General features: G+C 71.8%; 13 protein-coding genes. 6 read left to right on the top strand and 7 right to left on the bottom strand.

Annotated features, from left to right (window positions below):
* Positions 1-24: 24 nt before the first annotated feature.
* The 3 genes from ACGFML_RS01960 to ACGFML_RS01950 form a co-directional block, all read right to left on the bottom strand.
* Complete coding sequence (locus ACGFML_RS01960; RefSeq protein ID WP_083107087.1) at positions 25-237, bottom strand: hypothetical protein; 213 nt, start codon at positions 235-237, stop codon at positions 25-27.
* Positions 238-342: 105 nt separating this feature from the next.
* Entirely contained in the window at positions 343-1,470 is a 1,128-nt protein-coding gene (locus ACGFML_RS01955) for a hypothetical protein (RefSeq protein ID WP_393538930.1), read from the bottom strand.
* Positions 1,471-1,517: 47 nt separating this feature from the next.
* Positions 1,518-3,116: a methylmalonyl-CoA mutase gene (locus ACGFML_RS01950; protein ID WP_393538928.1), complete on the bottom strand. Its 1,599-nt coding sequence runs from the start codon at positions 3,114-3,116 to the stop codon at positions 1,518-1,520.
* 138 nt (positions 3,117-3,254) lie between these two features.
* Between ACGFML_RS01950 and ACGFML_RS01945 the strand changes: the two genes are divergently transcribed.
* A complete protein-coding gene (locus tag ACGFML_RS01945; RefSeq protein ID WP_393538926.1) occupies positions 3,255-4,109 on the top strand; it encodes a peptidoglycan-binding protein in 855 nt (284 codons plus the stop codon).
* Between the two features lie 226 nt (positions 4,110-4,335).
* On the opposite strand, the gene ACGFML_RS01940 is transcribed toward ACGFML_RS01945, so the two are convergent.
* The 3 genes from ACGFML_RS01940 to ACGFML_RS01930 all read right to left on the bottom strand — a co-directional run bounded on the left by ACGFML_RS01940 (position 4,336) and on the right by ACGFML_RS01930 (position 8,499).
* Positions 4,336-5,376 (bottom strand): hypothetical protein, encoded by a 1,041-nt coding sequence (locus tag ACGFML_RS01940; protein ID WP_393538924.1) that lies wholly within the window; start codon positions 5,374-5,376, stop codon positions 4,336-4,338.
* Positions 5,376-6,290 carry a sigma-70 family RNA polymerase sigma factor gene (locus ACGFML_RS01935; protein WP_393538922.1) on the bottom strand — a complete coding sequence of 305 codons (915 nt, stop codon included), beginning with the start codon at positions 6,288-6,290 and terminating at the stop codon, positions 5,376-5,378. Before ACGFML_RS01935 ends, ACGFML_RS01940 begins: the two co-directional genes overlap by 1 nt.
* Before the next feature lie 535 nt (positions 6,291-6,825).
* Positions 6,826-8,499 (bottom strand): glycoside hydrolase family 20 protein, encoded by a 1,674-nt coding sequence (locus ACGFML_RS01930; protein ID WP_393538920.1) that lies wholly within the window; start codon positions 8,497-8,499, stop codon positions 6,826-6,828.
* A gap of 504 nt (positions 8,500-9,003) precedes the next feature.
* On the opposite strand from ACGFML_RS01930, the gene ACGFML_RS01925 reads away from it, so the two are divergent.
* The 5 genes from ACGFML_RS01925 to ACGFML_RS01905 all read left to right on the top strand — a co-directional run bounded on the left by ACGFML_RS01925 (position 9,004) and on the right by ACGFML_RS01905 (position 13,102).
* A complete protein-coding gene (locus tag ACGFML_RS01925; protein WP_393538918.1) occupies positions 9,004-9,489 on the top strand; it encodes a 2-oxo-4-hydroxy-4-carboxy-5-ureidoimidazoline decarboxylase in 486 nt (161 codons plus the stop codon).
* Between the two features lie 203 nt (positions 9,490-9,692).
* The gene (gene sdhC, locus ACGFML_RS01920) at positions 9,693-10,073 is read left to right on the top strand and encodes a succinate dehydrogenase, cytochrome b556 subunit (protein ID WP_393538915.1); all 381 of its coding nucleotides are present in this window, start codon (positions 9,693-9,695) and stop codon (positions 10,071-10,073) included.
* Positions 10,074-10,082: 9 nt separating this feature from the next.
* Positions 10,083-10,550: a succinate dehydrogenase hydrophobic membrane anchor subunit gene (locus ACGFML_RS01915; protein WP_393538912.1), complete on the top strand. Its 468-nt coding sequence runs from the start codon at positions 10,083-10,085 to the stop codon at positions 10,548-10,550.
* Positions 10,551-10,574: 24 nt separating this feature from the next.
* Complete coding sequence (gene sdhA / locus ACGFML_RS01910) at positions 10,575-12,329, top strand: succinate dehydrogenase flavoprotein subunit (protein ID WP_393538910.1); 1,755 nt, start codon at positions 10,575-10,577, stop codon at positions 12,327-12,329.
* On the top strand, positions 12,329-13,102 hold the full coding sequence (locus ACGFML_RS01905) for a succinate dehydrogenase iron-sulfur subunit (protein WP_393538908.1): 774 nt from the start codon (positions 12,329-12,331) through the stop codon (positions 13,100-13,102). The genes sdhA and ACGFML_RS01905 overlap by 1 nt, the downstream gene beginning before the upstream one ends.
* Here the strand turns inward: ACGFML_RS01905 and ACGFML_RS01900 are convergent.
* Positions 13,086-13,925, bottom strand: coding sequence for a hypothetical protein (locus ACGFML_RS01900; RefSeq protein WP_393538906.1), 840 nt, complete (start codon positions 13,923-13,925; stop codon positions 13,086-13,088). The genes ACGFML_RS01905 and ACGFML_RS01900 overlap by 17 nt on opposite strands.
* Between the last annotated feature and the right edge of the window lie 36 nt (positions 13,926-13,961).

Genomic DNA, 13,961 nt, shown 5'->3' with positions numbered 1-13,961 from the left:
CCGGCACCGTCCTCGGGCCGCCCCTCAGAACAGCGGCTGCTGCCCCGGCATCGGCGGCTCCTCCGGGTCGAACAGCTTCTCCGCCGGCGCCATCATCGGCGCCGTCCGCCGCGACCCCGGACACGAGATCAGCTCGATGCCCGTGCGGCGCCCGGGAGGGTCGTGGCGGGCGTAACGACCGCCGACGACGGCGATCTCTCGGGTGCAGACGGGGCACACGCGGCGGGGTGACGACATGCCACCAGTGTGACGGACCCGGCCGGCGCGACCTGCGGCAGTGACCGGCCGACGTCCGGCCCGGATCCGGACGCCGCGATCCCGCGCACCGCCGGCGGGCCGATGTCACGGGCCCGGCAGGGTTTCCCAGGCCGTCTCCCGCACCCGCGCGGCCAGCTCCCGCACCGCCGGGTCCCCGTCCGCCGGGTCCCCGTCCGCCGCGGCCCGCTCCGCCGCCTCCGTCAGCCGTACGACGTCCCGCGCCCACCGCCCCGAGGCCCGCTCCCCCGCGCCGACCCGCGCGAACCCCCGGTCCAGCAGCCCCCGGACCGTCTGTGCCGGACACTCCCGCGCCACCGCCTTGACCGCGCCCACCGCATTGGCCAGCGCACTGACCGGCAACGGCCAGCCACCACCGGCGGGCACCGGGCCGGTGGGCGGCGTGGCGGCTCGTATCTCCAGGTCCAACCGCCGGAACAGCGGCAGTTCGCGGAAGAAGTACGTGAGCAGCCGGCGGTCGGGGGCCTGATGGAAGTCCGGGTCGCTGCGAGCGGTCAGCAGCGGGTGGGTGCGGTCGAGACGGTCATCGATCCCCGCGACGGCCGCCGCGAAGCGCTCGCCGGGCACCGTCCAGCACAGGTCGAGGTCGCTGTACCGGTCGTGCGTCGCGGTGGCGAGCGAGCCGCGCAGCTCCAGCCGCGCCTCGGGGCAGTGGTCGCGCAGCGTGGCGACGATGCCGCGCAGGGCCCCTGCGAGGGGGTGGTACGCGATCTCGTCGCCGATCATCTCGTAGACGAAGTCGATCCGCGCGAGCGGGAGTCGGGACGTCGCCCGCTCCAGTGCGTCGATGCGCCAGGCGCCGTCCGGCCCGTCGTCCGGGTCGTACATCCGCGCGCGCCCCACCCCGCCGTCCGGAGCGGCCGCCCAGTAGGCGCTGGGGCGGAGCAGCGGCGCCGAGTACAGCACGACCCGCCCCGACCACCGCGCGAGCCGCAGTGCCAGGGTCCGGCTGTCGGGCAGGTCGGCGATGTCGCCGGCGTGGACGTCGAGGTACCAGGTGCAGTCGCCGTGCACCGGAAGGGCGTTGCACAGCACCGCGGCGTTCCAGTGCCGGTCCTCGGCGTCCGCGCCGGGCTCGTCGTACGCGACGTCCACCTCGCCGGGCCGCACCCCGAGCCCCGCGGCGAGCGCCGGCAGCAGCTCCCGCGCCTCCCACCGCCCTGCCAGGAAGAAGTCGTAGCCGCGGCTAGGCATCGGTGCCCCTCCCCGGGCGGGCGGCCGGCCCTCCCGCCGGCGGGGCGTCAGAAGGCGTCCGTGGGCACATAGGTGCCCCAGACCTCCCGCAGCGCATCGCAGACCTCCCCCACCGTCGCCTTCGCCCGCAGCGCGTCCCGCATCGGGTAGAGGACATTGTCCGTCCCCCGGGCGGCTCGCTGCACGGCACCGAGCGCTTCGGTCACCGCCACCCGGTTGCGGCGGGCACGGAGCGTGGCCAGGCGCTCGACCTGCTGGGCCTCGATCGACGGGTCGACCCGCAGCGGCTCGTACGGCTCCTCCTCGTCGAGCCGGAAGCGGTTGACGCCGACCACGACCCGGTCGCCGGCGTCGGTCTCCTGGGCGATCCGGTAGGCGTTCCGCTCGATCTCGTCCTTCTGGAAGCCCCCTTCGATGGCGGTCACCGCACCGCCCAGGTCCTCGACCCGGCGCATCAGCGCCAGGGCGGCGGCCTCCACCTCGTCGGTCATCGACTCGACGACGTAGGACCCGGCGAACGGGTCGACGGTGGCGGTCACATCGGTCTCGTACGCCAACACCTGCTGCGTGCGGAGGGCGAGCCGGGCCGCTTTGTCGGTGGGCAGGGCGATGGCCTCGTCGAAGGAGTTGGTGTGCAGGGACTGGGTGCCGCCGAGCACGGCGGCCAACCCCTGGACGGTGACCCGGGCCAGATTCACCTCCGGCTGCTGTGCGGTGAGCTGGACGCCCGCGGTCTGGGTGTGGAAGCGCAGCATCAGCGACTTCGGGTTCTGCGCGTGGAACTCCTCGCGCATCAGCCGGGCCCAGATGCGCCGCGCGGCACGGAATTTGGCGACCTCTTCCAGGAGCGTCGTGCGGGAGACGAAGAAGAAGGACAACCGGGGCGCGAAGTCGTCCACCGCCATGCCGGCGGCGAGGGCGGTACGGACGTAGGCGATGCCGTTGGCGAGGGTGAAGGCGACCTCCTGGGCGGGCGAGGCGCCGGCTTCGGCCATGTGGTAGCCGGAGATGGAGATGGTGTTCCACTTGGGGATCTCGGCCCGGCAGTACCGGAAGGTGTCCGCGACCAGGCGCAGCGAGGGCTTGGGCGGGAAGATGTACGTGCCCCGCGCGATGTACTCCTTCAGGACGTCGTTCTGGATGGTGCCGGTGAGGTGACGGGGAGCCACTCCTTCGTCCTCGCCGACGAGTTGGTAGAGGAGCAGGAGGAGCGCGGCCGGGGCGTTGATGGTCATCGACGTCGAGACCCGGTCCAGCGGGATGCCGCCGAACAGCACCCGCATGTCGTCGACGGAGTCGACGGCCACCCCGACCTTGCCGACCTCGCCGGACGCGAGGGGCGTGTCGGAGTCGTGGCCCATCTGGGTGGGCAGGTCGAAGGCGACCGACAGCCCGGTCGTACCGTGTGCGATCAGCTGCCGGTAGCGGGCGTTGGACTCGCGGGCGGTGCCGAAGCCCGCGTACTGACGCATCGTCCAGGGGCGCCCGGTGTACATCGACGGGTACACGCCACGGGTGTACGGGTATGCGCCGGGCGCGCCGAGCTGCCGCTCCGGGTCCCAGCCGGCCAGTGCCTCGGGCCCGTAGACGGGCTCGATGGGCAGGCCGCTCTCGTTGTATCGGTCACTGCCCGACTCGCGCGCCATGGGTGTACGCCTCCCAATGGGTGACCGGCATCCGTCTTTCGCCGTGTGCCCAGCATGCTTGCAGGTTCGCCGCACCGCAGCATTGGGAAACATCAGGCGTGGCCGGTGCGGTGCGGCCCGTGGCATCCGGGAGTGGGCGTGCGGCGGAAGAGCAAGAACGCAAGACCTGTGGCGGGAGCGGCGCTCCTGATGGCGGTGGTGTGTGCGGCCGCGGTGGGCTGCCGGCCGGTGACCGTCACCGGTACGGACTCCGCCGACGGCAGCAACGGACGGCCGCTGCCCACGGCGCCCGTCACCCTGCCCGGCACCCACCACCGGCCGCCCTCCGTGACCCACCGCCTCCCCACCCACCGGCCCGGGCCCCGCCCGGTGGCGGCCCCCGGGGCACGCGGTGCGAAGGTCCGTGCACTACAGGCGCGGCTGGCCCAACTGGGCCACTTCCGCCGGTCCCCGACGGGCTACTACGGCCCGGTCACCACGGCCGCGGTCCGCGCCTTCCAGCGGCGGCACGGGCTGCCGCGCACCGGCGCCGTGGGCCCGGCGACCTGGCGCGCGCTGCGCTCCCAAACCCACGCGCCGTCCCGCGACGAGCTCCGGCCACCTACGAGCAAGCCGGCCGGCAGGCCCGACCGCCGCTGCCTGAAAGGGCGGGTGATCTGCATCAGCAAGCAGAGCCGCACCCTGGCGTGGATGGTCGACGGCAAGGTCGTCTCGGCGATGGACGTGCGTTTCGGTTCGCAGTTCACACCGACCCGCGAGGGCACCTTCCGCGTCACCTTCAAGAGCCGCCATCACATCTCGACGATCTACCACACGGCGATGCCGTACGCGATGTTCTTCAGCGGGGGTCAGGCGGTGCACTATTCGTCGGACTTCGCGGCGCGGGGATACCGCGGTGCCTCGCACGGCTGCGTCAACGTCCGGGACCAGCGGCGGCTGGCCGCGCTGTTCGGCGCGGCGGCCATGGGCACGAAGGTCGTCGTCCACCGATAGAGGGGTGACTCCGAGATCCCGTCGTCCGCCCGGAGGGCGGGGACCCGGAGGGCGGGGCGGGACTTCGGACTCACTCGTCCGGGGAGAGGGGGCGCGGGCAGGGCCGGGGGAACGTGCCCCGCCCGCGCCGTGGGCGCGGAGCCGAAGGTACGGGGGGAACCCCGGCTCGCGCGCAGCCGATGACCAGTCGGCTTCATTCTCTACTGCGTCACGGGGCCGAAAAACGTCACACCCCGCCGGTGACCGCCGTACTCGGAGTGCTCGCGGAGGGGGCGGGCGTGGAGGCGGAGGGCGCGGGGGAGGCCGGGGCGTCGCCGCCGGCGGTCGGGGTGGTGGGGCTCGGGGGCGGGGCGGGGTGCTCGTCGTCGTCCTCGTCGCCGCCCTGGCCGCTGTCGCCCTGGCCACCGTCCGTCAGGCCGCCGAGCAGGCCGTCGGCGCTCCGGCCACCGGTCTGGTCGGCCAGATACCCGCGGCAGAAGGCATGCACCTTTTGCGGGCCGCCGGCCGCGCGCTCCAGACGGCGCCGGGTACGGGGGTCCATGCTGCCGCGCTTGCCGGACTCGTATGCACGGCACAGCGCCAGGACGAACTTCTTGCGGTCGCCCGGCTGTCTCTTGCGGCGCCCGTCCTGCTCTCCGTCGCCCTGACTGTCGCCGGGACCGGTGGTGCCGGGGGGCCGGGTGGGGTGGGGGGCGCCCGGTGACGGGCTCTCGCCGGGGCGGGTCGACTCGGGGCCGGGGCTGCCACTGGGCCGCCGGGAGGCGGTGCCGTCGGTCTCGGCGCCCGGGTCGGGGGAGGCGAGGGTGCCCGGGGTTTCGGCGGCGGAGACGCTGGGCGCGGGCTCAGGGTCGGCGCCGCCGCCCTGGAAAGGGGGTGGCAGCACACCCGTGCCGGCCGCGACGGCCACCCCGCCGATCGCACACACCGCGAGGGCCACGGCGAAGCCGCGCCGGAAGGGGCGGGCGAGGCGGCTGCGTTCGGAGGTGCCGCCGGGGCGGGTGGCATGGACCGTGGGGATGCGGTCGGCCGTCACCCGGCGGCGCGGCCGGATGCCGGAGGCGTGCTGGGACCGGCGGAAGGCGGCCATGGCGGCCGCCTCGCCGGGGAGCTCGGTGCTCGGGGCGGGTCCCGCGCCCACCGCCGCGGCGGTGTCGAGCAGTTGCTGGAGTCTGCGTGCGCCGTCGCCGTCCGGGGCACCGACCGGGTCGCCACGCAGCAATCGCTCCGCGGCGTCCTTGTCGAGCCAGTCGTACGGTTCGTCGGCCATCACATGTCCTTCTGCGTTCGGGCGGCCGTTTCCGTCACACCTGGTACATACGATTCCGCCACGCCGTCACGGCGTCTTCGCGTCTGCGCGGGGACGCCGTCCACCGCCCCACCGCCCTTGCGCGGGCTTCGTGCGGCGGGGCCGGAGGAGCCTTCCGCCCGCTGGTCGGGACCGTCCGAGGGGCCCTCCGGGGGATCGTCGTGACGCCCTTCCGGGGAGTCGACCGGGGAGCCGCCCGGGGAGCCCGGGGAAGCGTCCCGGGAGTCTTCCGGGGTGCTGTGCGGGCCGGGGGCCCGGCCGTCGGGGTCGCAGTCGTCGGCGTCGCGGTCGTCGGCGTCGCGCCCGGCCGGTTCGTCCTCCAGCAGGTCGGCGAGCCTGCGCAGCCCCCGGTGCGCGGCGGTGCGGACCGCTCCGGGCCGCTTGCCGAGCACCTGGGCCGCGCTCTTGGCGTCGAGGCCGACCACCACCCGCAGCACCACGGCCTCGGCCTGGTCCTGCGGCAGCCCGGCTATCAGCTTCAGCGTGTGGCCGGTGCCCAGGGCTTCCAGCGCCTCGCCCGCGGTGTCGGACAGCGCGGGCGTGTCGGACAGTTCGCTCTCGTCGCCGCCGATCACCGGGCGGCGACCGCGCATGCGTATGTGGTCCAGCGCGCGGTTGCGGGCGATGCGGGCGGCCCAGCCGCGGAAGCGGTCCGCGTCTCCGCTGAAGCGGGCGAGGTCGCGGGTGATCTGGAGCCAGGCTTCGGAGGCGACGTCCTCGGCATCCGGTTCGCCCACCAAGGTCCGCACATATCCGAGAAGTCGGGGATGCACGGCGCGGTAGACGGTACGGAACGCCGCCTCGTCGCCGTCCTGTGCCGCCTGTACGGCAACGGTCAGCCGGCTGTCGTCCGGCTGAGTGTCGTCCCCTCGCACGGGTCCATCCTGTCGCACGCGGAAAGTCCGCCGCCCGTTCCTGGCTGCTTCGTCGGTTCGCTCAGCTGCTTCGCTGACCCGGGGTAACCCGGTTGTTCCTGGAGACCGTAACCCGTGCGCCCACACGCTCCGAACCCGGGCCACCGCATGGAGCGACGACCTGCGCGGCGCCGTCGCGGGCGCCGGGGCGCCCGAAGGGGCCCGCGTCCGCCGTCACGGCCGCCGTGCGATGCGGGCACCGATCCATCGGGAACTCCTCAAGAACACGGCCGGTCCCTGACCGTGGCACCGGGCCCGGCCAGCGCGCCTCCCGGCGCGAACCCGCACGTTACGGGCCTGGCCCGGCCGCCGTCCAGAGTGCTCGCGCCGCCCCGCCCCGCACCCCGCGTGACACCCGTGTGACGCTTTCGCGCCGCTTGGCGCTGTATCGATTAGGGACCCTTCGACGGGCCCCTCGCGAACGACGGCCGGGGCCTCTCCTGTGGGGGGTGGCGGCCCCGGCCGTCCCTCGATTCACACCGAAATCACACCCGGATCACACCTGGTCGGCGAGCGCCTTGAAGCTCTGCCAGGACATCTTCGGCGTCCCCGGGTTCCAGGTCTTCTGCGCCAGCGCCGCCAGCGGCAGCCGGATCCCGGCCGCGACCTGCTGCGTCGTCTGGGCGTGGGAGAGATCGCACCAGATCGCGAAGCGCGCACCGGGGATCCGGTCGGGGCCCGTCTGGCTCTGCGGCACGGCCACCGGGGAGGTGCCGCGGATCACCCTCGGCGTCCAGCTGCGGTAGATCCGCTCGCCGGTCGGGTACGTGAAGTCGTTCGGCTCGCCGAGCACGTAGTAGAGGTACTCGTCGTTGAAGTTCATGACGTTGCGGCCCTCGCGCAGGAACTCCGCCGGGTCACGCTTGCCGATCTCCTTGCCGGTCCAGTAGTCGACCATCCGGTCCTTGGCGGCGGTGACCTTCCCGCCGGGGAAGAATCCGTCGTTCCAGGCCTCGACGCGGTTCTTGCCCGCGGCCTTCACGGTCTTCTCGCGGTCGTTGAGCCAGCCGGTCGCCAGGTCCTCGATGGTGCCGCCGGAGCCGTACTTCTCCCGTGCGGCCCGCGCCAGCTGCGGGTAGGTGGTCTCCGGGTTGCCGGACATCAGCGCCTGGTACTCGTCGCCGCCCAGGTGCCAGTAGGCGTCGGCGCCCTTGGGATTGCTGAACAGCGCCGCGTACTCGCGCAGCAGCGAGTCGACGAGCTTCCCGGACTTCGGATTCGAGATGTCGATCGCGCCCTTGACCGTCCCGCCCTGGGCGTTGCGCAGCACGAGGTCGGGATAGTGGTCGAGGACGGCGCCCAGGTGGCCCGGCGAGTCGAGCTCCGGGACGACCGCGATGTGCCGGCTGCGCGCGACCTTGATCAGATGCCGTACCTGATCCTTGGTCAGGTGGTCCGCGGAGACGATCTCGGGGTGCGTATCGCTCTGGATGCGGAATCCCTGGTCGTCGGAGAAGTGCAGCTGGAACTGGTTCAGCTTGAGGTCGCCGAGCTCCTTGAGACGGGCCTCGATCCAGTCCGCACTGAACGGCTTGCGGGCGTTGTCCAGCTCCATGCCGCGCTGCGGACGGTCCGGCCGGTCCTTGATGGTGCCCTCGGGCAGCCCGCCGGCGGCGTGGACGGCCTGTTTGACGGTCCGGGTGCCGTTGAAGATTCCGGCGTCCGTCGGGGCCGTCAGAGTGAGCCGGGTCCCGCGGGCGGTCAGCGTGTAGGACTCGTCGGCGGTGTTCGCGGTCGGTGCGTTGTCGGGCCGCTTCGCACCCCGGCGCCCGGTCAGCTTCACCTCGATATCACCGGGCCGTACCGTCTCGTCACCCCACACCACCGGCAGCCCCTTCAGATCTTGGGCCATGAGTTGCGCCTCGTCGGCGATGATGCTCTGCCGCCCGGCCGACACCACGATCCGGGCCCCCTTGGACGGGCGCCACCCGCGCCCGTCGGCCCGCGAGAAGTCCCGTACGGCGGGGATGACCCGCGGCGTGCCGGTGACCGCGGCCCAGGTGGGTGTGGGCGCGGGGGCGGACGAGGAGCCCGTGCTGCCCGGCGGCTGGGAGTCCGCGGCACCGGAGCAGCCCGCGAGCACCAGCGCCGAGACGAGTACCGGGGCCAGCAGTGCGGCCGACCGGGCCGACGGGGCCGGGCGCGACCTCGGTTGGGTCGGGTTCGACATCGTGCAATCCTCACTTTTCGGGGCGAAGGCATTGCCAGGTGCGGGAGGTCGTCGTCTACTCAGTACGCGAAAGCTCTCTCATCCGGGTGAAATTCGCGCATCCTTCGGACAGCGGTCGACAGGCGTCGTTAGCGTGGCAATTCATCCGTCACCCCCGTCCCAGGGGCCCGGATCAACGGCTCTGCGCCGGGGTGTCGTGTCGCACGCGGCACCGCCACCACACCCCACCTCCACTCCCGTACGCGTCCGGCGTTCGGTCCGGTTCCCCTCCAGCTTCCGTCAGCCGCCCGTCCCGCACCCGCCGAAAGATCCATCCGAACCATCTGAGCCGTCCGGCCCGCCCCCGTCCACCCCCCGTCCACGTTCGTCCCACCGTCCGCCCGCCCGCCCGAGGAGCCCACGCTGTCCGGTGACACATCGGCCGTCCGGCCGACGACTCCGCCCCCGCTCACCACCGTCTGCGGCATACGGCCGCCCGCCCGGGCCGGGCTGCCGCAGGGACGGGTGGCGGGGGTCGGGCTCGCCCGCTTCAACACCGTGCCGCGGCACGACGCCGAGGCCGCGCTGCTGACCTGCTGCGGCTGCCGCCGCTGGGCCGAGCGGATCGCCGCGCACCGCCCGTTCCCGGATCTGGAGTCGCTGCTGGCCGCCTCCGACGAGGCCTGCTACGACCTCACTCCGGCCGAGGTGGCCGAGGCGCTCGCCCGGGAGTCGGTCTCCCCGCACCCGCTGGTCGGCGCCCGCGGGCCCGGCACGCTCGCCGCCCACACGGCCCTGCGTGCCGCGCACGCCGAGTACGAGCGGCGTTTTCGGCATGTCTTCGTCATCTGCCTCGACGGCTACCGCGACGACGAACAGCTGGACCAGGTGCTGAGCGGCATCCGCACCCGACTGGGCAACGAACCGGACGAAGAACGGGTCGTCACCGCCGACGAACTGCGCCGCCTCACCCGCGGCCGGCTGGCGCGGCTCGTGGCCGCACATCGGTGATTCGCCGCTTCTCGCCCGTAAAGTCCCGGTTGGCTCTTGTGGGATAGCCCGTTGGTGGCTGTTTGATCACACCTAAGGACCCCCGCGCGAGGAACCGACAACTCGTCGATACGATGACGAGCGGCCGGTGGACCGTACCCGGCCGGGCCCGACCGACAGAGAAGCCGGCGCGGCCCTGATCCCCGCTCCCGGAGGGTTTTTCCGTGCCGGCTGGAACGCTGTACCGCGGCCGGGAAGGCATGTGGTCCTGGGTGGCTCATCGAGTCACTGGCGTCCTCATTTTCTTCTTCCTGTTCGTACACGTCCTCGACACCGCTCTCGTCCGGGTCTCTCCCGAGGCCTATGACGACGTTGTTGCGACTTACAAGACACCCCTGGTCAACGTGATGGAGTACGGCCTGGTGGCCGCCATCCTCTTCCACGCACTCAATGGCCTGCGGGTCATCGCTGTGGACTTCTGGTCCAAGGGCCCGAAGTACCAGAAGCAGATGCTGTGGACCGTGATGGGCGTCTGGGTCGTGCTGATGGCCGGTGCCTTCTACCCCGTGCTGCAGCACACCCTGCGCACGCTGTTCGGGAGCTGATGACGCGAGATGTCTGCTGAGACGACTCCTGTGAACGACTCGGTGTCCCTGTACGACGTGGACAACCCCGCTCCGGTGATCGAGCCGCCGCGCAAGCGCACCGGCAAGTCCCCGAAGACGACCCGCACCAACTTCGAGCTGTACGGCTGGCTGTTCATGCGGCTGTCCGGCGTCGTCCTCGTCGTGCTGGTCCTGGGCCACCTGCTGATCCAGCTCGTGCTGGACGGCGGTGTCTCCAAGATCGGCTTCGCGTTTGTGGCCGGCCGCTGGGCCTCGCCGTTCTGGCAGATCTGGGACCTGGCGATGCTGTGGCTCGCCATGCTGCACGGCGCCAACGGCCTGCGCACCGTCATCAACGACTACGCGCAGCGGGACACCACCCGCTTCTGGCTGAAGATGCTGCTGTACACCGCCACGGTGTTCACCGTCCTTCTGGGCACGCTGGTGATCTTCACCTTCGACCCGAACATCCGCTAGGCCCCGGGGCTGAGGTAACGACCAATGAAGATCCACAAGTACGACACCGTCATCGTCGGCGCCGGTGGCGCGGGCATGCGCGCGGCCATCGAGTCGACGAAGCGCAGCCGCACCGCGGTCCTGACGAAGCTCTACCCGACCCGCTCCCACACCGGCGCCGCACAGGGCGGCATGGCCGCCGCCCTCGCGAACGTCGAGGAGGACAACTGGGAGTGGCACACCTTCGACACGATCAAGGGCGGCGACTACCTGGTCGACCAGGACGCCGCCGAGATCCTGGCGAAGGAGGCCATCGACTCGGTCCTCGACCTCGAGAAGATGGGCCTGCCGTTCAACCGGACGCCGGACGGCACGATCGACCAGCGCCGCTTCGGCGGTCACTCCCGCAACCACGGTGAGGCCCCGGTCCGCCGGTCCTGCTACGCCTCGGACCGCACCGGCCACATGATCCTCCAGACGCTGTACCAGAACTGCGTCAAGGAGGGTGTGGAGTTCTTCAACGAGTTCTACGTCCTGGACCTGCTGCTCCAGGACGTCGACGGGGTGAAGAAGTCCGCGGGCGTCGTCGCGTACGAGCTGGCCACCGGCGAGATCCACGTCTTCCAGGCGAAGGCGATCATCTTCGCGTCCGGCGGCACCGGCAAGTTCTTCAAGGTGACCTCCAACGCGCACACCCTGACCGGTGACGGCCAGGCGGCCGCCTACCGTCGCGGGCTGCCGCTGGAGGACATGGAGTTCTTCCAGTTCCACCCGACGGGCATCTGGCGCATGGGCATCCTCCTGACCGAGGGTGCGCGCGGCGAGGGCGGCATCCTTCGCAACAAGGACGGCGAGCGCTTCATGGAGAAGTACGCGCCGGTCATGAAGGACCTCGCCTCGCGGGACGTCGTCTCGCGCTCCATCTACACGGAGATCCGCGAGGGCCGCGGCTGCGGTCCCGACGGCGACCACGTCTACCTGGACCTCACGCACCTGCCGCCGGAGCAGCTGGACGCCAAGCTCCCGGACATCACCGAGTTCGCGCGGACCTACCTCGGCATCGAGCCCTACACGGACCCGATTCCGATCCAGCCGACCGCGCACTACGCCATGGGCGGCATCCCCACCAACGTCGAGGGCGAGGTGCTGGCCGACAACACCACCGTCGTGCCGGGCCTGTACGCCGCCGGCGAGGTCGCCTGCGTCTCCGTGCACGGCGCCAACCGCCTGGGCACCAACTCGCTCCTGGACATCAACGTCTTCGGGCGCCGGGCCGGCATCGCCGCCGCCGAGTACTCCGCGGACGCCGACTTCGTCGAGCTCCCCGAGAACCCGGCGCAGCAGGTCGTCGACCAGGTCGAGCGGCTGCGCGACTCCAACGGCACCGAGCGGGTCACCGAGATCCGTACGGAGCTCCAGGAGTGCATGGACGCCAACGTGATGGTGTTCCGCACCGAGCAGACGATCAAGACCGCGGTCGAGAAGATCGGCGAGCTGCGCGAGCGCTACCTGAACGTGTCCGTCCAGGACAAGGGCAAGCGGTTCAACACCGACCTGCTGGAGGCCATCGAGCTGGGCAACCTGCTCGACCTGGCCGAGGTCATGGCGGTGTCCGCGCTGGCCCGCAAGGAGTCCCGCGGCGGTCACTACCGCGAGGACTACCCCAACCGCGACGACGTCAACTTCATGCGGCACACCATGGCGTACCGCGAGGTGGGCGCAGACGGCGCAGAGTCGATCCGCCTCGACTACAAGCCGGTCGTGCAGACCCGCTACCAGCCGATGGAGCGTAAGTACTGATGAGCACCCCGACTCTCGACAAGCACTCCGCGGCGCTGGACGCGGCCGAGGACGGCGCTTCCCACACGATCACCGTCACCTTCCGGATCCGCCGGTTCAACCCGGAGATCTCGGAGGACGCCAGCTGGCAGGACTTCCAGCTGGAGATCGATCCCAAGGAGCGCGTCCTGGACGCCCTCCACAAGATCAAGTGGGAGCAGGACGGCACGCTGACCTTCCGCCGCTCCTGCGCACACGGCATCTGCGGCTCCGATGCCATGCGCATCAACGGCAAGAACCGTCTGGCCTGCAAGACGCTGATCAAGGACATCAACCCGGAGAAGCCGATCACCGTCGAGGCCATCAAGGGCCTGACGGTGATGAAGGACCTTGTCGTCGACATGGAGCCCTTCTTCCAGGCGTACCGCGATGTGATGCCCTTCCTGATCACGAACGGCAACGAGCCGACGCGTGAGCGCCGGCAGTCCGCCGAGGACCGCGAGCGCTTCGACGACACCACCAAGTGCATCCTGTGCGCCGCGTGCACGTCCTCGTGCCCGGTGTTCTGGAACGACGGCCAGTACTTCGGCCCGGCGGCGATCGTCAACGCGCACCGCTTCATCTTCGACTCGCGCGACGAGGGCGGTGAGCAGCGGCTGGAGATCCTGAACGACAAGGACGGTGTCTGGCGCTGCCGGACGACCTTCAACTGCACCGACGCGTGCCCGCGTGGTATCGAGGTCACGAAGGCGATCCAGGAAGTGAAGCGGGCGCTGATCACGCGCCGCTTCTGACACCTGGGCGGCGCCGGCACAGGTCGGCGGTGCGGGCTCCGGCCCGCCCGCCGAGCAGGGCCGGTACGTCCCTGAGGGCCTCGCTTCCGTACACACGGAGGCGGGGCCCTTCGCCGTTCCCCGGGGCGCCGGCCGGATAGACCAGCACCGGTCGCAGCGCGTCGTCCGCCAGCGCCACCGGGTCGTCCCGGCAGAAGTAGGACGGGACGAACACCAGCCCCCGCCCCTCCAGACGCAGCTCGCGCTCCACCGGATAGTCGACCTCCAGCACCGGGGACCGCCAGCGCATCGTCGGCCCGAACGTCCGCAGCAGGGCTTCCGCCCCGGCCTCGCCCAGCGCGTGCCGCCGCAGCGCCCGGTCCGCACCGACGCGTTCGGCGATCACCGGCCAGGCCGGCGCGATGGCGTGGTGGTGGTAGGTGCGCAGGCTGCGGGCCAGCTGGCGCAGCGCGGCCGGCTCCCCCGACGCGATGTCCCGCGTCCATCCCGGCAGGACCCGCTGCCCGGCCAGGACGGCCAGTTCGGCGCGCAGCCGGGCGCGCGGCGTGCTCATCACCGCCTCCAGGCCCGGCTCGACGCCGCTCGTGGCGGCGGGCGGGGTGAGGAAGTCCGGGAAGTAGCCGTGTTGCGGCACCAGTGGCAGGAGGGTCCGCAGGGGCCCCGGGCCGTGCCGTACTGCGTGCCGCCGCCAGGTCGCCAGCGCCGGTTCGGCCCGGCCGGCACGCAGCACATGCAGGCTCAGCACGGCCTCCCACAGCGGATCGGCCCCCTCGGCCACCGTCGTACGAGCCAGATCCTGTGCGGTGAAGTGCACTCGCAGCACGTCATCCCCTGAAATTCGCGCGCCCCTGCCGCTTCC

Source organism: Streptomyces sp. NPDC048650 (assembly GCF_043199095.1).
Taxonomy (GTDB): Bacteria; Actinomycetota; Actinomycetes; order Streptomycetales; family Streptomycetaceae; genus Streptomyces.
This window is presented reverse-complemented; position numbering and strand designations above follow the sequence as displayed.